Source organism: Halobacteriovorax sp. RT-2-4 (assembly GCF_047085445.1).
In the GTDB taxonomy this organism is placed as follows: domain Bacteria; phylum Bdellovibrionota; class Bacteriovoracia; order Bacteriovoracales; family Bacteriovoracaceae; genus Halobacteriovorax_A.
The window spans coordinates 14,624-34,469 of record NZ_JBKIXY010000002.1; the positions used below are offsets into that span (position 1 = coordinate 14,624).

At 37.0% G+C, this 19,846-nt stretch carries 20 protein-coding genes; 14 read left to right on the forward strand and 6 right to left on the reverse strand.

Features of this window, described 5'->3' with window-relative positions:
• Positions 1-133: 133 nt before the first annotated feature.
• Entirely contained in the window at positions 134-571 is a 438-nt protein-coding gene (locus tag ACMAYL_RS10460; RefSeq protein WP_392992295.1) for a GNAT family N-acetyltransferase, read from the forward strand.
• Here the strand turns inward: ACMAYL_RS10460 and ACMAYL_RS10465 are convergent.
• On the reverse strand, positions 568-939 hold the full coding sequence (locus ACMAYL_RS10465; RefSeq protein ID WP_412471068.1) for a hypothetical protein: 372 nt from the start codon (positions 937-939) through the stop codon (positions 568-570). The two genes, ACMAYL_RS10460 and ACMAYL_RS10465, sit on opposite strands and share 4 nt — an antisense overlap.
• A 125-nt stretch (positions 940-1,064) precedes the next feature.
• Between ACMAYL_RS10465 and argS the strand changes: the two genes are divergently transcribed.
• Positions 1,065-2,831, forward strand: coding sequence for an arginine--tRNA ligase (gene argS / locus ACMAYL_RS10470; protein ID WP_103219025.1), 1,767 nt, complete (start codon positions 1,065-1,067; stop codon positions 2,829-2,831).
• A 5-nt stretch (positions 2,832-2,836) separates the two neighbouring features.
• Here argS and ACMAYL_RS10475 read toward each other — a convergent pair whose 3' ends face one another.
• The gene (locus ACMAYL_RS10475; RefSeq protein WP_158246940.1) at positions 2,837-3,439 is read right to left on the reverse strand and encodes a DUF938 domain-containing protein; all 603 of its coding nucleotides are present in this window, start codon (positions 3,437-3,439) and stop codon (positions 2,837-2,839) included.
• A 24-nt stretch (positions 3,440-3,463) separates the two neighbouring features.
• On the opposite strand from ACMAYL_RS10475, the gene ACMAYL_RS10480 reads away from it, so the two are divergent.
• The gene (locus tag ACMAYL_RS10480) at positions 3,464-4,729 is read left to right on the forward strand and encodes a pseudouridine synthase (protein ID WP_412463096.1); all 1,266 of its coding nucleotides are present in this window, start codon (positions 3,464-3,466) and stop codon (positions 4,727-4,729) included.
• Here the strand turns inward: ACMAYL_RS10480 and ACMAYL_RS10485 are convergent.
• The gene (locus ACMAYL_RS10485) at positions 4,683-5,531 is read right to left on the reverse strand and encodes a rhomboid family intramembrane serine protease (protein WP_392992302.1); all 849 of its coding nucleotides are present in this window, start codon (positions 5,529-5,531) and stop codon (positions 4,683-4,685) included. The genes ACMAYL_RS10480 and ACMAYL_RS10485 overlap by 47 nt on opposite strands.
• Before the next feature lie 208 nt (positions 5,532-5,739).
• Here ACMAYL_RS10485 and ACMAYL_RS10490 point away from each other — a divergent pair, with 208 nt between their 5' ends.
• Genes ACMAYL_RS10490 through ACMAYL_RS10515 form a run of 6 tightly spaced genes read left to right on the forward strand, consistent with a single transcriptional unit; the run spans position 5,740 to position 11,454 of the window.
• Positions 5,740-6,174, forward strand: coding sequence for an RrF2 family transcriptional regulator (locus ACMAYL_RS10490; RefSeq protein ID WP_103219029.1), 435 nt, complete (start codon positions 5,740-5,742; stop codon positions 6,172-6,174).
• The gene (gene sufB / locus ACMAYL_RS10495) at positions 6,167-7,600 is read left to right on the forward strand and encodes a Fe-S cluster assembly protein SufB (protein WP_103219030.1); all 1,434 of its coding nucleotides are present in this window, start codon (positions 6,167-6,169) and stop codon (positions 7,598-7,600) included. The genes ACMAYL_RS10490 and sufB overlap by 8 nt, the downstream gene beginning before the upstream one ends.
• A gap of 27 nt (positions 7,601-7,627) precedes the next feature.
• Entirely contained in the window at positions 7,628-8,386 is a 759-nt protein-coding gene (sufC, locus tag ACMAYL_RS10500; RefSeq protein ID WP_103219031.1) for a Fe-S cluster assembly ATPase SufC, read from the forward strand.
• A gap of 15 nt (positions 8,387-8,401) precedes the next feature.
• Positions 8,402-9,643, forward strand: a complete 1,242-nt coding sequence (gene sufD / locus ACMAYL_RS10505; protein WP_412471069.1) for a Fe-S cluster assembly protein SufD — start codon at positions 8,402-8,404, stop codon at positions 9,641-9,643.
• Positions 9,643-10,863 carry an aminotransferase class V-fold PLP-dependent enzyme gene (locus ACMAYL_RS10510; protein WP_412471070.1) on the forward strand — a complete coding sequence of 407 codons (1,221 nt, stop codon included), beginning with the start codon at positions 9,643-9,645 and terminating at the stop codon, positions 10,861-10,863. The genes sufD and ACMAYL_RS10510 overlap by 1 nt, the downstream gene beginning before the upstream one ends.
• A gap of 27 nt (positions 10,864-10,890) precedes the next feature.
• Positions 10,891-11,454 carry a NifU family protein gene (locus ACMAYL_RS10515; protein WP_103219034.1) on the forward strand — a complete coding sequence of 188 codons (564 nt, stop codon included), beginning with the start codon at positions 10,891-10,893 and terminating at the stop codon, positions 11,452-11,454.
• Positions 11,455-11,651: 197 nt separating this feature from the next.
• Here ACMAYL_RS10515 and trhA read toward each other — a convergent pair whose 3' ends face one another.
• Together trhA and ACMAYL_RS10525 are read right to left on the reverse strand one after the other, a co-directional pair.
• Positions 11,652-12,290: a PAQR family membrane homeostasis protein TrhA gene (gene trhA, locus ACMAYL_RS10520; protein ID WP_103219035.1), complete on the reverse strand. Its 639-nt coding sequence runs from the start codon at positions 12,288-12,290 to the stop codon at positions 11,652-11,654.
• A gap of 96 nt (positions 12,291-12,386) precedes the next feature.
• Positions 12,387-12,620 (reverse strand): hypothetical protein, encoded by a 234-nt coding sequence (locus ACMAYL_RS10525; RefSeq protein WP_103219036.1) that lies wholly within the window; start codon positions 12,618-12,620, stop codon positions 12,387-12,389.
• Positions 12,621-12,817: 197 nt separating this feature from the next.
• Between ACMAYL_RS10525 and ACMAYL_RS10530 the strand changes: the two genes are divergently transcribed.
• The gene (locus tag ACMAYL_RS10530) at positions 12,818-12,967 is read left to right on the forward strand and encodes a hypothetical protein (RefSeq protein ID WP_158246941.1); all 150 of its coding nucleotides are present in this window, start codon (positions 12,818-12,820) and stop codon (positions 12,965-12,967) included.
• Positions 12,968-12,970: 3 nt separating this feature from the next.
• Here the strand turns inward: ACMAYL_RS10530 and hemF are convergent, their stop codons facing one another.
• Entirely contained in the window at positions 12,971-13,870 is a 900-nt protein-coding gene (hemF, locus tag ACMAYL_RS10535) for an oxygen-dependent coproporphyrinogen oxidase (protein WP_103219037.1), read from the reverse strand.
• An 82-nt stretch (positions 13,871-13,952) separates the two neighbouring features.
• On the opposite strand from hemF, the gene ACMAYL_RS10540 reads away from it, so the two are divergent.
• The 4 genes from ACMAYL_RS10540 (at position 13,953) to ACMAYL_RS10555 (ending at position 19,840) form a co-directional block, all read left to right on the forward strand.
• On the forward strand, positions 13,953-14,312 hold the full coding sequence (locus tag ACMAYL_RS10540; RefSeq protein WP_103219038.1) for an ArsC/Spx/MgsR family protein: 360 nt from the start codon (positions 13,953-13,955) through the stop codon (positions 14,310-14,312).
• 172 nt (positions 14,313-14,484) lie between these two features.
• Positions 14,485-15,828: a FecR domain-containing protein gene (locus ACMAYL_RS10545; protein WP_412470053.1), complete on the forward strand. Its 1,344-nt coding sequence runs from the start codon at positions 14,485-14,487 to the stop codon at positions 15,826-15,828.
• Positions 15,829-15,963: 135 nt separating this feature from the next.
• The gene (locus ACMAYL_RS10550; RefSeq protein ID WP_412471071.1) at positions 15,964-17,544 is read left to right on the forward strand and encodes a hypothetical protein; all 1,581 of its coding nucleotides are present in this window, start codon (positions 15,964-15,966) and stop codon (positions 17,542-17,544) included.
• A 22-nt stretch (positions 17,545-17,566) separates the two neighbouring features.
• Positions 17,567-19,840 carry a CHASE2 domain-containing protein gene (locus ACMAYL_RS10555; RefSeq protein WP_412471072.1) on the forward strand — a complete coding sequence of 758 codons (2,274 nt, stop codon included), beginning with the start codon at positions 17,567-17,569 and terminating at the stop codon, positions 19,838-19,840.
• Positions 19,841-19,846: the final 6 nt, after the last annotated feature.

The window sequence follows — 19,846 nt, forward strand, 5'->3', positions numbered from 1 at the left end:
AACGTAACTATTTCCCATAATTATTGTTGTCACAATAGTAAAAAAAACTAAATTCTAAAGTTTAATACTCAATTAATAAGCTTATATTTCTTTATTGTGACAAAATTTCATTTATTTGGTATAAATTCCCTCTATGATTGTAAAAAGAATCCATTTGAAAGATACATATAAAATTCGACGCTCAGTACTAGGTATAGATGGCAATGAATCTAGTTATAAATTTGTTGCTGATGACGAGTCCGATACTTTTCACTTAGGTGCTTTCGTCGAAAATAATCTCGTATCTGTGGCATCTTTTTATTTTAATCCAAACCCAAAGTTTAATATTGATAATCAATATCAATTACAAGGTATGGCAACACTTGAAAGTTATCGAAAACAAGGATTTTCAAGAGAGCTACTTAATGTCGCCTTCCCAATTATTAAGCAAAACTTTTGTAACCTTATTTGGTGCAATGCTCGTATCGAAGCAAGAGCTTTCTACGAAAAGCTAGGTTTTGAAAGCTTTGAAGACGAATTTGAAATTGAGGGAATCGGACGACATATCCTAATGTATCGTGAGATTAATTAATTTTTACAATAAGAATCAATACGCGACTTAAGCATAAGCTCAGACTGAATCTTGAAGCATTCCCTTTGGCCTTTAGTCTTTTGTATAAACATACATTTCATATCTTTACGACGCTCACAATTTTGCATGGAAAGATCATTCACACAGGCGTAGTGCCTACGATCCTTACCACAAAGATAGATAAGATTTGAACCTTTAAAAAGTCCATCACCAATACTGGACTCCGTATTGTATTTACGAAAGTCTTCTGCTTCTTTTCGCTCTTTTAGCTGCTTTTTTTGAAATTCTTCAATTGGAGTCATACCATCGTCGGCAATAGTGTCTCCAATTGGCGCTACTACGATTAACACTGAGCTAAATATAATCATTAGAAGTCTAGTAGAAATGAACATATGAAATTACTTTTCCTAAACAATTAGTAAATTATTTATTATAATATGATGATAACATACTTATACTAAACTGCAGCGCAGCAAATTACGGTGATTAATTAATGGAAACGAATACAATTTTAACAAAGCTTACTGATATCCTTGAAAATGCATTCTCGACTGCTTACCCAGATGCACAGTTTGAAAGAGCAGATATTTATGCCTCAATTGGACAGGCGCCAAATATTGAGATGGCCCACTACGCTTTTCCAGTATTTCGTTTCGCCAAAGCTCTTAAGCAAGGGCCACCACAAATCGCTGCTGCAATCTTAGAACAAATTGATCTTGAAGCAAACGCTTCGATTATAAAAGACCTTAAAGCACAAGGCCCATACCTAAACTTTACACTTACAGCTGATGCATACTTTGCAAATCTAGTCAGTGAAATTCGCTCAGGTGAGTTCTTCAAAAAAGAGCTAACTAAAGGCGAAGGTAAAACAATGATTGAGTACTCGCAGCCAAATACTCACAAAGAGCTTCACGTTGGTCATATGAGAAATCTATGTCTTGGAAATGCTCTTGTTAGAATTAAACAGTATTGTAGCGTTGATGTTCATCCAGTGACTTATCCTGGAGACTCTGGAACTCACGTTGCAAAATGTCTATGGTACTTAAAATATCATAATCAAGACACAATTCCTGAAACGAATAAGGGAGAATGGCTTGGCCGTATTTACACTCTAGCAAATACAAAGCTAGAAGACGAGCTTGGCTCAGATAAAGAAGACGATAACCGCGCAAAGCTTACAGAAATCCTAAAACAACTTCATGCTGAAGAAGGTGAATTCTTCGATCTTTGGAAAGAGACTCGTCAGTGGTCGATTGATCTAATGAAGAAGACATATGCTTGGGCAGATGTTGAGTTTGATCGCTGGTTCTTTGAATCTGAAATGGACGCTCCATCACTAAAGATCTGTAACGAATACTATGAGAAAGGTCTATTCGTAAAAGATGATGGTGCTATTGGAATGGATCTAAGTGAAGATAAGCTAGGTTTTTGTATTCTAATCAAGTCTGATGGAACAGGACTTTATTCAACAAAAGACGTGGCCCTTGCAATTAAGAAATTTGAAGAATACGGTGTAAAAAATAATATCTACATCGTTGACTCTCGCCAAGCCTTTCACTTCAAACAAGTATTTAAAGTTCTTGAGCATATAGGATTTGAACAGGCAAAAGACTGCTATCACCTTCCATATGAAATGGTGGAGCTAACAGATGGTGCCATGAGTTCTCGTAAAGGAAATATTGTTGCCCTTACTGATCTAATAAACAATATGGAAGCTAAGATCAAAGAAGATTACTTAAATAAGTATGCTGGAGAATGGAGCCAATCAGAGATTGATGAAACAGCGACTAAGATTGCAAACGGTGCGATCAAGTACGGAATGATCAAAATTGATAACAATCGTAAAATCGTTTTTGATATGAATGAGTGGTTAAAGCTTGATGGTGATACTGGCCCATATCTTCAATACGTTTATGCTCGAATTAACTCACTTCTATCAAAGCAAGGATTCGAAAAGGCACAAGCGCTTGAACTTTCAAATGCATCTTCAATTGTTGAAACGAAGGAATTTGAACTTTTACAAAAACTTTCACTATTTAATGATGTTGCTACAAAAGCACATGAGCAGAATAAGACAAGTTTACTTACGACTTACCTATTTGAGCTTGGAAAGTTATTTAATAGCTTCTACGCAGCTTGCCCAATTGCTTCGAGCGAAGAGTCTCTTAAAAAAGCAAGACTTGAGCTGGCGTATGCAACAAGTGAAATTATTAAAACGGGCCTTGGTATCCTAGGAATCCAAGTACCAGAGAGAATGTAATCTTATTACTTCGTAAAAACTAGTAACTGATTATTAGCTGGCATTGCAATATCTTCTTTTAGGAAGACACCTTTCTTTAAGAAGTTATTGCAAACATCTTCAAAATTTCTAATTCCACTCTGAGAATCTCTCTCTTTTAAGTAAGTATCAAATTGTTCATTTGAAGGACTAGTGAAATTTCCATGGTACTTAAATGGGCCGTAAATAAACAAAGTACTATTCTCATCCATTGCTTGGGCCAAATCCTTAATAAAGGTCTTTGCGGCCTTCCAAGGCATAATATGTAAAGTATTTGCTGTGTAATAGAATTTCTTACCTGCTTCAAGTTTATTAAAACCGGCTTCATAAGTCAGAGGACCTTTGAGATTCTTTAAGTTCTTACTGTAATGCTCTAGGCACTTTTTAAGGACATTCTGGTTTTCTCTAATTTCTGATGTAATAAAATCAATTTGAGAAAAGCTCTTTGCAAAGTGAGCGCTATGCTGACAAGTTAGAGAGCCAATTTCTAGGAATTCTCCACTTTCACAACTCTCTAGATAAGGTTTAATCACCTCTAGAATGGGGCCTTTATTTCTTTCACATGCTTCAGAATTTGGTAAATCGTTCATGTTAAACATGATACAATACTTTCAGTGAAAAAAAGAATTAAAATTCGTCTATCGGCCAATGATATCATCTTCGAGGATGGTAATTATATTGCCTTATTTAAAAAGGCCGGCTGGCCTGTGCATAAAACTCTCGATCGTTTTAGAGACAATTGTACAGATGCATTAGCAAGTTTTTTGAAGAATCGAGCAGATGGAAAAGACCAGTATCTCGTTTTGGCCCACAGACTTGATGTGGAAACGTCGGGAATTCTTTTATTTGCAAAGAATAAAGAAGCGAATAAGTATCTACAAGAACTCTTTAGTTCACACGATCCAAATAAGATAACGAAGAGCTACCTAGCAATATGTAGCGGAGAACTTTCTGAGCAAGAAGGAAGAATTGAGAACTTCTTAAAAGCTAATCGTGTCGGACATATTGAAAAGATGGCCGTGGTAAATTCAGGTGGAAAAAAGGCCATTACTGACTACAAGGTAATCGATACAAATAAGCAGTATTCACTTTTAGAATTTACAATTCTAACAGGTCGAAAGCACCAAATTCGCGCTCATGCAAAACATATGGGCCATCCGATTTATGGTGATCCAATTTATTCAAATTCAAAAGACCAAAGTGGACAAAGACTATGTGCCTATAAGCTTCGATTTTTTGATAAATTTTCAAATGAAGAAATTAACTTAAAAGTAGAAGCTCCATTTTCACTTGAGAATTTTAAAGAGCTTTCTAGTAATGGAGACAACCAGTATATCATCTTCAATAAGCCCTACGATGTTCTTTGCCAATTTGGAAAAGATCATCGAGATCAGTTAAGCCTTATCGATTATAAACTACCTAAGGAAGTCTATCCTGTCGGACGACTTGATAAAGATAGTGAAGGTCTACTTATTCTAACAAATGATGGAAAGTATAAGAACCAAATGGCAAATGCTGATAGCAAGGTTGAAAAAACCTATATTGTTCAAGTCGATGGCGATATTACGACAGAGGCAATTGAAAAGCTTAAACGTGGTGTTGTTATTAAAGGAAATTACAAGACAAAGCCTGCCAAAGTAAAAAAACTTGCGGATTTTAAAATTGAAGAGCGAGTACCTCCAGTGCGAGTAAGAAAGTCGATTCCAACATCTTGGATTGAAGTACGCATCTCAGAGGGACGTAATCGACAAATTCGCAGAATGTGTGCGGCCGTAGACTTTCCTACGCTTAGACTTATTCGAGTTGCTATTGGTGACGTAAAGCTTGGAAAACTTAAGGTTGGGGAATTCTCTTATTTCGATCCATCAAAGCAAAAATAACACCTAAAATTGCACCACTTACCAGTCCTCCACCATGGGCCCAGTTGGCCATCTTAAAATTAAAGACATCAAAGAAGCCTAAGAAAAGCCACCCTACCATAAGTACAATATCTGAAGTTGGAAGCTTAAACTTGAAATTTGGATTCAGTCTTGAGTAAGGCCATAAAAATCCCAATAGGCCGTAAACTACACCAGAGAGCCCGCCGAACATCCCCGGCGACATTATTGCTTGTAAAATATTTGAAGTAATTGCGGTAAATAGTAATAGTAAGACAAGAAAGACACTTCCCTTAGTTACTTCGATAAGCTTACCAAGCTCTTTCCACCAAAGCATATTAAAGAAGATGTGGATATAGCCAAAATGAATAAAGGCCGGAGAAAGTAGACGCCAATATTCTCCACGATTGATATCTGCAAAAGCATCAACCTTTGAAGTTGAAAAGAGAAAGAGATAGTAAAGGTTTTCATTTTTAAAGATCCAACCAAAAATAAAAACAATTACACATAAGGCCAATATAATAATTGTCGCAGGCCCCATACTTAAAGACTGAACGTACTGCCAATTCTCGTCGACTTTAGACGGCTTTGCCCCACCAATGTAGACACGATAAACGTCACGGGCCTGTTGCAATTGATTAATATCCACAACAAATAAGTGATAGAAATCGTTCTCGTATTCTTTTGTGATATGAATCCCCTCACGCAGAAGTTGTGCTTCAATCAGAGATGTGATCGACTCATCACGTAAAGAGCCAATATATTTAAGTCGTTTTAAGTTAATTTCAGTATCATGTTCACTCATGAAATCATTTTCCTACAAAGCTTGATAAAAGTCGATCTTACATAAATATTATGGATTAGAGGTGTGATTCCACCTATATATTTGATAAGATGGACTTAAATAAGTTGTTTTTTGACTTATTTTACGTTATTTAAATGGCATAACGTAAATTATTAATAAAAGGCGATACCTAAGGTATTTAACTCGTCACAATATAGGTGTGAAACGCATGTTTAAGGTTAGTAAAAAAACAGAATATGCCCTAAAAGCTCTAAAGCATATGCAAGAGCACGGACACACTTGTGCTGAAAACTTAACTTCGGCCAGAGAAATATGTGACATCTACAAAATGCCTTTTGACCCCGTATCAAAAGTTATGCAAAAGCTAAATGGATACGGCGTCCTCTCATCAATTAAGGGAATTAAAGGTGGCTACTTCCTAAGCCGTCCCCTGTCTGAAATTAATCTTTTTGAAGTCAGTAATTCAATCGAAGGAAAGATTTCAAATTCAGACTGTGATGCCCTTAAAGGTAAATGTACTAAATACTTAAATTGCGAATTAATTTCACCAATAGAAAAGCTTAACTCTCACGTTAATCACCAGCTGATTAACTTGTCGCTTGAAGAGTTATTAATGAATAAGGCAGGATTCACACATGAGTGATACACAATTAACAAAGTCAGAATATAAGTACGGCTTCTTTACAGACATTGAAACTCAAGAGTTTCCTAAAGGTTTAAATGAAGACATCGTAAGAATGATTTCAGCAAAAAAGAATGAGCCTGAATGGTTACTTGAATATCGTCTAAAGGCGTTCCGTCTTTGGAAGCAAATGCCAATGCCAAATTGGGCAAAACTTGAGATTCCAGAAATTGATTTTGAAGATCTGTATTACTATGCAGCACCAAAATCAACAGAAAGTGCGCCAAAAAGTCTTGATGATTTAGACCCAGAACTTTTAGCGACTTTTGAGAAGTTAGGAATTCCATTATCTGAACAGAAAAGAATTTCAGGAGTTGCAGTTGATGCAGTATTTGACTCAGTTTCAGTTGGGACAACATATAAAGAAGAGCTTGAAGCAGTTGGTGTTATTTTCTGCTCTATCTCGGAAGCAGTACAAGAGCATCCTGAGCTAGTAAAAAAATATCTTGGTACAGTTGTGCCACCAGCAGATAACTTCTATGCAGCACTAAACGCAGCAGTATTCTCGGATGGATCATTTGTTTACATCCCAGAGGGTGTAACTTGCCCGATGGATCTTTCAACTTACTTTAGAATCAATGCAAAAGAGACAGGACAGTTTGAGAGAACACTTGTTGTTGCAGATAAGGGAAGCTACGTAAATTACCTTGAAGGTTGTACAGCTCCACAAAGAGATGAAAACCAACTTCACGCGGCCATCGTTGAACTTATTGCTCTTGATGATGCAGAAATTAAGTACTCAACTGTTCAAAACTGGTATGCCGGTGATGAAAAAGGAAAAGGTGGTATTTATAACTTCGTAACAAAGCGTGGGAACTGCCTTGGAAAGAATTCAAAAATTTCTTGGACTCAAGTTGAAGCAGGTTCTGCAATCACTTGGAAGTACCCGTCATGTAACTTAATTGGTGAAAACTCTCAAGGAGCTTTCTACTCTGTTGCACTAACAAATAATAAAATGCAGGCCGATACTGGAACAAAAATGGTTCACATCGGTAAGAACACAAAGTCGACAATTATTTCAAAAGGTATCTCAGCAGAGGAATCTGAAAATAACTATCGAGGGCTTGTTAAAGTTATGCCTTCGGCAATTGGTGCAAAGAACTATTCTCAATGTGACTCAATGCTTGTTGGTTCAAAGTGTTCAGCAAACACATTCCCATATATTGACGTGAAAAATAATACGGCAACTGTAGAGCACGAGGCCTCAACTTCAAAGATTTCTGAAGATCAGCTTTTCTACCTACAGCAACGTGGGATGGATATGGAAAAATGTATCTCAATGATCGTAAATGGTTTCTGTAGTGAAGTATTTAAAGAACTTCCACTAGAGTTCTCTGTTGAAGCCGTTAAGTTAATTGAGATGAAATTAGAAAATTCAATTGGATAAAATTTAGATTTATATAAAGGGAAAAAAATGAGCTTACTTACAGTTAAAGATGTTCACGCAAGAGTAGAAGAAAAAGAAATTCTTAAAGGGATTTCTATTGAAGTTAAACCAGGTGAAGTTCACGCAATTATGGGACCAAACGGTTCAGGAAAGAGTACTCTTTCTAAAGTTATCGCTGGTCACCCTTCATTTGAAGTAACAAGTGGATCTATTGATTACAATATCAATGGAAAGCAAACAGACCTACTAGAACTTGAGCCAGATGAAAGAGCAAAGAATGGAATCTTTCTAGGCTTCCAATACCCTATTGAAGTTCCAGGTGTATCAAATATTGACTTCCTTCTTGAGTCATTTAATGAAGTATCTAAATCTCAAGGTGCTGCAGAAATGAAAAAAGAAGAATTCAGAGAATTCCTAAGACCAAAATTAGAACTACTAGAGATGAGAGAAGAATTCTTAGACCGTCCAGTTAACACAGGTTTTTCTGGTGGTGAAAAGAAGAAAAATGAAATCCTTCAAATGGCCGTTCTAAACCCAAAGATTGCACTACTTGATGAAACAGACTCAGGTCTTGATATCGACGCTCTTAAGATCGTTGCAAAAGGTGTTAATGCGATCAAGTCTAAGTACAATGGTATCGTTCTAGTAACACACTACCAAAGACTTCTAGACTATATCGTTCCTGATTATGTTCACGTACTAAGTGGCGGTAAAATTATTAAGTCAGGTGGAAAAGAGCTAGCTCTTGAGCTTGAAGAGAAAGGTTACGACTGGTTAACAAAATAAGGACTAGGATTAATAATGAATATCCAAGAATTAACAGACCAATACTTAAATGATCTAGCAACTTATGCTAAATCAGATTCAAATAAGGAAGCCTTGAATAATTTTAAGGCCCGTGGACTTCCACACACAAAGATGGAAGACTGGATTTATACGAAACTTACAGATGTATTACCTGAAAAGTTTACGGTTACAACTGAGAAAGCGATGCTTAAAAATGTTAAGGTTGCAGGAAAGTATCAAGTTGTTCTTTTAAATGGTCAGTACTCTAAAGCAGACTCATTCTTTCCAGAAGAAATCACCGTTGAGCACAAGGCACTCGTAGCAAATGAGGCCAATTGTGACCAAACAGATATCTTTGCCATGCTTAATGCTTCTGCTGTCGAAAATATTATTGAAATCAATGTACCAAAAAATGTAAGTGTTGATGATATTATCTCAATTGTTCATATTTCAGACTTTGATGGAGAATTTGCTCTTCCTCGTATTCACGTTAACGTTGAGCAATTTTCAAAGGTTAGTTTTGTAGAGATTTTCACGGGAAGTGACAAGGCATATAATATAAACGCTGTCTCAAATTTCAAAATTGCAGATGGAGCAAATGTTAGCCACGTAAAAGTTCAAACTGATGGTGTAAATGCATTTCACGTAAGCAGTGTGAATGCTGACATTGCAAAAGATGCACACTTTAAATCGTTCACTTTCACAACAGGTGCAAAGAAGTCTCGTAATGAAATGAGAGTTCGCCTAAATGGTGCAGGTGCAACTGCAAGTGTTGATGGACTATACGCTCTTAGAGGTGATCAACATACAGACAACTTCTCACTAATTTCGCATATCAAAGAAAGAACAGATAGTTCTCAGCTTTTCAAAGGAGTTCTTGATAACAAGGCCCGTGGAGTTTTCACTGGGAAAGTTCTTGTTTGTCGAGACGCTCAACTTGTAAATTCTGAGCAATTAAATAAGAACCTACTTTTATCTAAGGGTGCTCACGTTGATACTCGTCCACAACTAGAAGTTTATGCTGACGATGTTAAATGTGCCCACGGTGCAACAGTAGGACAAATGAGTGATGAAGAAGCTTTCTATCTACAGTCTCGTGGTTTATCAAAAGAGCGCGTGCAAAAACTACTTATCCACGCATTCTGTTCAGATGCAATTACAAAAATTGAAGATGAGAAAATTGAAAACTTCTTAAGTGAAATTCTATTTGAATCATTTGAAAAAAACACATTTGATGAAATGGAAAAGGAATCTTAATGGCCTTCGAAATTAATGCTATTAGAGCACAATTTCCACAACTAGAAAGAAAAGTACATGATAAGCCACTTATCTACTTAGATAATGCTGCATCTACTCTTAAACATATTAATGTAATCAATACTGTTAATGAGCATTACTCACATAATGTTGCCAATATTCACAGAGGAGTTCACTACCTAAGTGAGTTTGGAACTATTAAGTATGAAGAAACACGTGATGCGATTCAATCACTGATCAATGCTAATTCAAGAGTTGAAATTATTTTTACGAAAGGAACAACTGATAGCTTAAACTTAGTTGCGAACTCTTTTATTCCTTACTACTTGAAAAAAGATGATGTCATTCTAATCTCAACTATGGAGCACCATTCAAATATTGTACCTTGGCAGATCCAAGCAGAAAAGATTGGGGCTAAAGTTAGAGAGATTCCAATTACTGATGAAGGAGACATCAACGAAGAAGCTTATGTGAAGCTTCTTTCTGAAGGCAATGTAAAACTAGTTTCAATGGCCCATATTTCAAATAGCCTTGGAACAGTTAACAATATCAAAAAATACATTAAGCTTGCACATGATAATGGTGCTTACTTCTGTGTTGATGCAGCTCAGTCGATTGCACACGAAAAAATTGATGTTCAAGATCTAAACTGTGACTTCCTTGCCTTCTCTTCTCACAAGATGTTTGGGCCAACAGGAATCGGAGCTCTTTATGGAAAAGAGAAGCTTCTTGAATCAATGCCTCCATATCAAGGTGGTGGTGATATGATTGATGTTGTAACAATTGAGAAAACGACTTACAACGATCTTCCACATAAATTTGAAGCTGGTACACCTCATATTGCTGGTGGTATCGGGCTTAAACCAGCAGTTGATTTCATCGTTAATTGTGACCTCGATGTTATTAAGAGCTATGAAAAAGAACTTCTTGATTATGCGACAAAACAAATCCTAGAAGTTGAAAAAGTTCGCTTAATTGGAACTGCCAAAGAAAAAGCTTCTGTCTTATCATTTGTTGTTGAAGGTGCTCACCCTCATGATCTAGGAACTCTTCTTGATCGCCAAGGTGTTGCAATTAGGACAGGTCACCACTGTACACAGCCTTTAATGAAAAGATTCGGGATTAGTGCTACTGCAAGAGCATCATTCTCGTTGTATAATACGAAAGAAGAAATAGATAATTTTATAAAAGCACTACATAAGGCCATCAACTTCCTATAAGAGGTTAAGGTAACAAAGGTATAATATATGAGTGAAGTAACAATCGACATTCAACCAACACCAAATCCAAATGCACTAAAGTTCATTTTAAATCAAAATGTAAAAGCATCTGGTTCTTCAACTTTTAGAACACCAATGGAGTGTGGAGAGGTTAACCTAGGAGTTAATCTTTTTACAATTCGTGGAATTGACCAATTACACTTTTTTGAAAATGTTATCACAGTGACAAAATTCAATTATGAAGATTGGGATGATATTGAGCCAAAGATCCTTGAAACAATCAAGCACGATCTACCAAATCACAATCCAGAATACGAAGAATTTGATCCAGAAAAAGAGCGTCGTGAAAACCTACCTCAAGAGCTAAAAGATATTGAGGCCGTACTTGATCGTACAGTTAGACAATACCTACAAGCTGACGGTGGAGATATTCAGACTGTTTCTTATGAAGACAATATTCTACTTGTTCGTTATCAAGGTGCATGTGGGACTTGCCCATCATCGACAACTGGAACTCTTGAGGCAATTAAGTCAACTCTAAGAGCAGAGTATAATCCAGCGATTGATGTTTACATTGCCCCTGATTGGTAGCGCCCGCGTCATTGACTGGCATAGGCCAGTCAATGGGACGCTGCGCGCGCCCCTAATCTTTAGCTTGCCAATAAATACGAGAGCGAGGGTTCAGTCTGCTTCGGCTCCTGCCTCCCGCAGACATACAGGTCATCGTGACCATAACGCCCGAGCGGTTCGTCACAGGCGCCAATGGCACAAACTATTTCAAAAATCACCTACCCAACAATCGAATAGATAATCATAAAGTGCAACGTCGCGGCCACACAAACGAATAGATGAAATAATTCATGATAACCAAACCACTTGGCATACCTACCAGGCTTCTTTAATCCGTAAAAAATAGCACCTATTGTATAGAGAACTCCACCAGAAATTAAGAGCGAGATATTTGTCATCCCTAATTTTGGGATAAGCTCAGATAAATATGGAAGAACCATGTAGCCAGGTATCAGATAAATAATTGCACTTACCTTCTCAGGTAAATTTGGAAAGAAGATTGATTTTAAGATACCAATTGCAGCAACAGTCCAAATACTAATAAGCAAAGTCGAACCGGACTCTCCATTTAAAACAAGAAGAGTTATAGGCGTACAAGTTCCTGCAATCATCACGTAAATAGCACTATGATCTAGCCTGCCAAGAAGGTCTCGTGCTTTAGGCTCCCAATGAATTCGGTGATAGAAGGCACTCACTCCAAGCATCATTAGAAGGCCTAGAGAATAGATGATAGTCGAAATATACTGAGTGGTATTTACACTTTTAGCAATGAGAAGTGAACAGGCTCCAAGGGAGATAAAGAACATGGCCTGATGAGACCAACCTCTGAGAATGGGCTTTTGCTTGGCTTTTTGCATATAAGGAGCATACCCTCGATAAGCGTTCAACTAAAGCCAAGGCCCAAGCTTTTACATTTATATTACATTGTTACAACAGCTGTTGTAGAGCATGTTCTATAAATCAGAAAATTTCATTTTGATTAATTCTTTTTTTACAACACCAAGAAGCTCGCGACACTCGCCTTCTTCAAGGCCATATAATTTATGAGAAGTTTGTAGCTCTTTTGGTTCTTTGAAATCATTTTTAAAACTTTGCAATCTGTTATTAAGATTATTTCTAAGCGTTCTCATTTGCTTTGGCGTGTATTCTTTAATTTCTTCTAATAATTCTTGTAGTCTTTTAGACATTTTCTACCTCTTACTAATCTTGCAATGCATCCGAATTAGGATTCAGGCACCTTACATAAATTCCTAAACTGTGTAAAATTAAAATAAATTGTATTGATCAAATCAATTAAAACTATGACCATTAAGTATTTTCTTATAGACACCGATAGTTTGATGTGCCAAACTTATATTTAACAACTCTAACAAAGGGGTAATTTATGATGATTAACAACTGCTACCGTCTACTTTGTGAAATCACGAAACTAGAGAAAAAACTTGAAGAGATTCAAGCTGTGGCCCAGTCCCATGGAGTTGAAATTGATGCCAATGAGATCTTAGAAGACCTCATTAAGGCACAGGCCAGCTAAAAGCTAGGCCCAGTCCTTTGGATAGTAATACTCCATCATCTTCTTATGCTCTGGCTTTGTTGGCTCGTAACGATAAGTAAACTTCACTCTCTTTGGTAGTGAAATTAAAATTGAATCTGTACGGCCATTAGATTTAAGACCAAAGTGAGTTCCTCTATCATGAAGAAGATTAAACTCAACGTAGCGGCCACGACGATGTAATTGGAAATCCACATCTTCATCATCGAAGGCTTCATTCATTCTCTTCTCAACAAGTGGGAAGTAAGACTTGATAAAGTTTGAAGAAATCTCTTTAAACATGGCCAGGTCTTTAACAGGGTCACCTGAAAAGAAATGGTCGTAGAAGAATCCACCGACTCCACGCATTTCGTCTTCTCTGTGCTTATTTACAAAATACTTATCACAACGATTCTTCCAATCATCCCAGTATCCATATGGTTCACAGGCGTCCTTCCAAACCTTGTGAAAGTACTCAAAGTCTTCTTCGTGTGGAAAGTAAGGAGTTAGGTCTGCTCCACCACCAAACCAAATTTTTGAACCGGCCTGAATCATACGAAAATTTGCATGAGTTGTTGGAACTTTTGGATTTGTCGGGTGAATGATGAGAGAAATTCCCGTTGCCCACATTTGATTATTATCACCACCAATATTAGCAGCAAATTTAGGATCAACTTCACCAGAAACAAGAGATGTATTTACACCAGCGTTCTCAAAGATCTCTCCTTCAAAAGCGCGAGTGATTCCACCACCGCCAGGATTTCCAGCGTAGTCTTTTCTCTCCCAAATATCTTCATTTAAGTTAATTTTTCTATCGATTCTCTTAAGTTCGTCACTAATCTGATTCTGTAAAGTTTTAACATGTTCGGCAAATTCTGATTTGATATTTTCAATATCGTAAGACATGGCTAAAATCCTAGTTAGTTATTTTTTAAAAACCCAATATATCAGAAAAGAACTGATATGATAATTATCAGGAGTAGAATTAATGCTTTATTATCACAATCCAAGATGCTCTAAGAGTCGCCAAGGTCTAGAATATTTAGAACATAAAGGCATCCAAGAAGGTGTTGGCTTTAGGGTTAAAGAATATCTGAAAGATGGGGTTGAGGAAAAAGAGTTTATCGACTTAGTGAAATACACAGGTCTAGCTCCACTAGAAGGTCTAATTCGTACAAAAGAAGCGCTATTTAAGGACCTAGGTCTTGCAGGTAAAGAGTTATCGAATATTGAATGGGCCAAAATCGTTCACGAAAACCCAAAGCTTCTTGAGCGTCCAATCCTTGTTAATGATAACAAGAAAGCGGTAATCGGTAGACCGACAGAGAATTTCGATACAATTATCTAAGTACTCTAAATTACGTATTGTGGCAGTTCACTCTGCCACAAGTTCTTGTCATATCAGAAAGTTAGCCCAATCCAAACTCCCTTTATTTTTAGCCATTTACACAAGTTTCAGCTTAAGAAATTACTTTGATCTACGATAAGTATAAATGAGATTGATTTTGTGGGGACTCATTATGAAGGTACTAAGACTTGTAATTTTATCTGTAGCAATTTTAGCGAATATTTCTGTCTTGAATGCAAATTCGGAAAAGGGTGTCGCCAAAGTTATGAAAGTAAGAGGAAATGTCTTTTACTCCCAAACTAAAAAGCCACTAGCGAAGGGAGATTGGGTACCAGAGGGTGCTAAGATTACGACCAAGGCCCGAAGCTTTGTAAAGCTACTCTTTATCGACAAATCAAATCTTACTCTCGGTGCGAATTCTGAAGTTGAAGTGGAGCAATTCCCAAAAAAGAAAGCAGGAATTATCAATCTTATTAATGGTCAACTTCGTTCAAAAGTATCTAAGAATTACCTAGAGATCGATAAAAAGAAATCAAAGCTTTTCATTAAAACTAAAACTGCGGCCATGGGTGTACGTGGTACTGATTTCCAAGTTAACTTTAACCCTACCAATAATAATACGACACTTATTACATTTGAAGGTGCCGTTGCGATGGGTTCACTTACTAACTTTAAGAAGAGCCGCTTCCTACAAGACAGACTTGAAAAGGTTGTTTCATCACCTACTTCAGTTATGGTTCGCCAAGGACAGCTTTCTGGGGTTATGCCAAAGGTTGATTCAAAACCAATGGCACCGGTAAAAATTAATAAACAACAGCTAAAGGCCCTTGAGGCAAATGATGGATCTAAAACATCATCAAATGACGATCAAAAGAAATCAGAGAAAAAACAGATGAGTCGAAATATCATTCCTCCAGGAATGGATAGCTCAAAATTTAGTGGAGCAGGTGGATCTGAGATCATGGGACAAATGGCCAAGGCCGACGCTAGTATCAAAGTACCTAGTGCACAAGCTGCTACAACGATAGCTTCATCAAGAGTGCAGACAAAAGGAACAATGACCGAAGGTGGTTATGTCGATACGAATAATGTTCTCTATATTCCACCACCAAAAAATGCTCCAGTAGACCCAATGACTAATGAAGTTATTGTTCCTATTCAAATGGGAAGCTTCGATAAGGACACTGGTGAGTATAAGAATGACTTCTATGTGGTAAATGAAAATGGAGATATGATTCCAAAAGACCCAGTAATCACTGTTAACCGCATACCTGCTTCTGATGGGACTGCGCCAGAGCTCGTACCGACTGGACCAATCAATATCTTCGATCAAGACGAAGTTGATGAATTTGACGATCCAATAGGCGCTCCTATTCCTTCAGACGATACAAAGCCACTTGATGGTGGCCCAGATATTATGGAAACGACAATGGATGATCGCGACCAAATGCTTGATCAAACAAATACGACTTCAACAAATCGAGCACGTGTTAAAGTCATCCTTGATCGCCAATAAATAACCGAGTTCTAAATTCAGATATGGCCACAGCTAATTAGCTCTGTGGCCAAATTCCCTCTATTCAATTGTCCTATTTATCAGTAAAATTATTTATAAATACCTAGATTTTAATAAAAAGTTAAAGGACTGACTTTGAAAAAAATTTTTATCGCACTGGCCTTAGCTAGTATCACATCAGTGGGACTTGCCCAGAGCATGACTCCTGTTTACCGTGCATTTGAAAACTCAGATTACGAGAAAGTTATCGAGTTACTTAACTCTCCAAATTATAAGAATTTTAAAAGTGCGAAGTCACCTGGTGTACGTGACTACCTGCTGGGGATTTCTTACTCTCGTATTCAAGAATATAACAAGGCGATTGAAGCATTTAATTCTGCGCTAAAAAAAGGAAACAAGGCCAGTGAGCTCTACTATGAATTAGGACAGGCCAACTTTGCGATTAACAATTTAGATAGTGCCATTGAAAACTTTAAAAAGTCAGAGAAGGCCAAGTATAAAGTCGAACAATCAAATTACTATATCGCCTATATCTATCAGCTTAAAGAAGAACCAAAGAATGCCAAAATCTACTTTAGACGACTTTTAAAAGACAAAAAAACTTCTAAAGAGATGAAGCAGATTTCATACTTTCAGATAGCAAATATGAATTTAGAAATCGCCAGAGAGACAAGTCGAACCAGAGAAATAGTCGAAAAGTATATCCTGCCAGATTATTACAAGGCCATCGATCTTGACCCAAATAGTTCCACTGCTGATGATATTGATAATCGTATAAAAGAAATAAAAAAAGAATTCTTCTTAGAAGAGGATAAGCTTGTAAACGGAGATCCTCTACCAAGTGAAAGACTAAGCCTAAGTGTAGAAGAGAAAATTACATATGATAATAATGTAACCCTATCAGATGACCTTCCAAGTTCAACAGGCACGAATAAAGACTCTTTCATTTCTCAAACTCGTTTTAATATTGATAAGGCTTTTAACTTTAAAAGAAGATATACAATTACACCTTCTTTAGAGATTAAGAATACAATCTATACAGATCGCGTTGATTCAGAAATTTATTCAAATGATAGTTATAATATCACTCCTGAAATTGATATTGATTTCGCTTATCGCTACAATAAAAAGCCTGCTCGTTTTTTTACAAATCTCATTTATGACTATCAAGCAAAAGATATTAATGCTCAAAAAAGTAAAGAGTTCAACTATCGCTCTCAGCAAATAGAGCTTGGTAGTGAGATGCCTTTTTTCGAAACGGGTAATACAACTCTAACTTTTAAGTATCAAACATATTCATACTATGTAGATAGTCTAGAGCGTAGCTCAATGATTCTTTCCGCTGATCAAATTATCAAAAAGACCTACGGTATCTTTGTCTTATTATATCAATTTGATAGTAGTGATTACACAAACTCTCCAAACTTGAATACGACTTCTCACCTATTTCGTGTTGATTATATTGTGCCAGGCCTTTTTCCAAATACTAGTTTCAATGCCGGACTTTCGACAAACTTCATTAGTTATGAAGATGCTGCAACTGATGCAAGTCGAGGGCTTGAGATGACGACTTCATTAAATGCAAAACTTACACGTGTTATTAACAGAAATTTTGCATTTGGTTTCGAGTATATCTACACAAATAATAGCTCGGATGAGGACACAAGTAACTATACTGCCCATCAAACGGGTATTGACTTCTCTTATTATTACTAAGCATTAAGAAATACGGATTGCTATGAAAAATATAATTAAATACACGGGACTGTTTTTTATCATTTTATTTTCGTGCGTCAGTGTCTTCTTCTCTCTTTACTCTAGAACATATGATATAGGTTTTAGAAATCTCACTTCATATGCATCATTTTTTGAAAATCGATTCTACGATTTTAGAATGATGCAAACGATGGATCAGAATACACCAAATCCAAAACTAATTCTTGCCGATATTGATGATGATTCAATTAAAAGACTCGGTTCTTGGCCAATTACTCGCTCTCATTGGGGTACAATGGTAAGAAAACTACGCGGCTACGGGGCAAAAGTTATTGCCTTTGATGTCTTCTTTTCAGAAGCATCTCAAACATGCAACGATGTTAATCCAGATGATGAGTTAATTTCGGCCATTGAATACTTTCATGAAATTCCAAATAATCGAGTCATTATGCCTTATAACCTCGAAGTATATGGGACTGACCACTATCCTACTTTACCAGAAGACCTATATCTTTTTGCCCTAAACACAAAGGCCGGTGGAGTAAATTATGATATGGAGCCAACGATTATTTCAAACTCCGTATACCCTCTACAAGGAATCATCGATGCAGAAGCATCTCTAGGCTTCATTGAGGCCAGCGCAGATAATGATGGCGTTATCAGACACTATAAAGCACTTGCATTTCCTTACAGAGAAATTCATGTACCTTCATATGGGCTTTCATCATATATGCATTGGATTGGTGAATTTGATGAGAACGAAGAAGGTGAAAATAAGAATGTTTTTAAAACAGAACTTGATCTCAGTACTCAAGGTGGAGTGCCGATTCTAAAAACCAAAATGGGAGATGTAGAGCTAAACCTTAGAGGTGAAACTAAAGTACGCTGGATCGGAGGGGCCGATGCATATACTAGAATTCCAATTTATCAAATCATCGAAAAAGACCCTAATGATCCTGAACTAAAAAAATTATTTGAAGGCTCTCTTGTCTTTGTAGGTGCAACGGCATACGGTGCACACGACTTAAGAAATACGCCAATCGACTCAATGCTACCAGGAGTTCTGTTCCACATGAACTTCGTCCAGATGCTAATTGATGGCCACTTCTTTAAAAAATTTATCGACTCGGCCAAACTATCTTGGGCCCTACTTGTCATATCTGTACTACTACTCCTCCTAGTACAATTTAAAGAAAACCCTATCTTTGATCTATTTACACTCGTGGTCTTGATCTCAGGTCTTTACTACTCTGATACTTTCTACTTTATTCCACAAGGGTATGAAACAAAGCTATTTTGGTGCTTCTTTGCCCTAGTCTTATGCTATTCGTGGAATACAATTGTTAACTTCTATATGGCAAACCAAGACAAGGCGTTCTTAAAGAATGCATTTGGAAGTTATATCTCTCCTGAACTTATTGATGAAATGTATGAAGCAGGCTCAGCGCCAACTCTTGGTGGTACATCAGGAATTCGTACGGCCTACTTCACTGATATTCAAGGCTTCTCAAGCTTCTCAGAAAAGCTATCGGCAACACAGCTTGTTGAGCTTTTAAACGAATACTTAACGGCCATGACCGATATACTTCTCGAAGAAAAAGGCACACTTGATAAGTATGAGGGAGATGCTATTATCGCTTTCTTCGGTGCACCAATGGAGCTTCCTGATCATGCTAAACGTGCCTGTATGGTTGCTCATCGTATGCAAGAAGCACTACTAAAGCTAAGAAAAAAATGGGTTTCAGAGGGAGACAAGTGGCCAAAAATTGTTCACGATATGAGAATGAGAATAGGAATTAACTCAGGGGATATCGTAACAGGAAATATGGGTTCTGCTTCTCGTATGAACTATACAATGATGGGCGACTCTGTAAACCTTGCTGCCCGTCTTGAAGAGTCAGCAAAGCAATATGGTATTTTCACACAAGTTGCAAAAGAGACGGTTGAGCTTGCAGGAGATGAATTTCTATGGCGAGAGCTTGATACGATTCGCGTTGTTGGTAAATCAATTCCGGTAACAAGTTATGACCTACTTGGACTTAAAGCAACTGCTCCAGACTATTTAAAAGAGCTTGCTGATAAATTTTCAAAAGCTATCTTACTTTATAAGGCGCAAAAATGGGATGAGGCCATTGAGTTATTTAAACACACACTTGAGCTAGAATATATGCGCTTTCCTGATCTGAAAGGTGTAAAAACAAATCCATCTGAGATTTATATTAAACGCTGTGAAGATTATAAGGTTATCCCACCTCCACCGGAATGGGATGGTGTTTATACATTAACAAGCAAATAAAAAAAG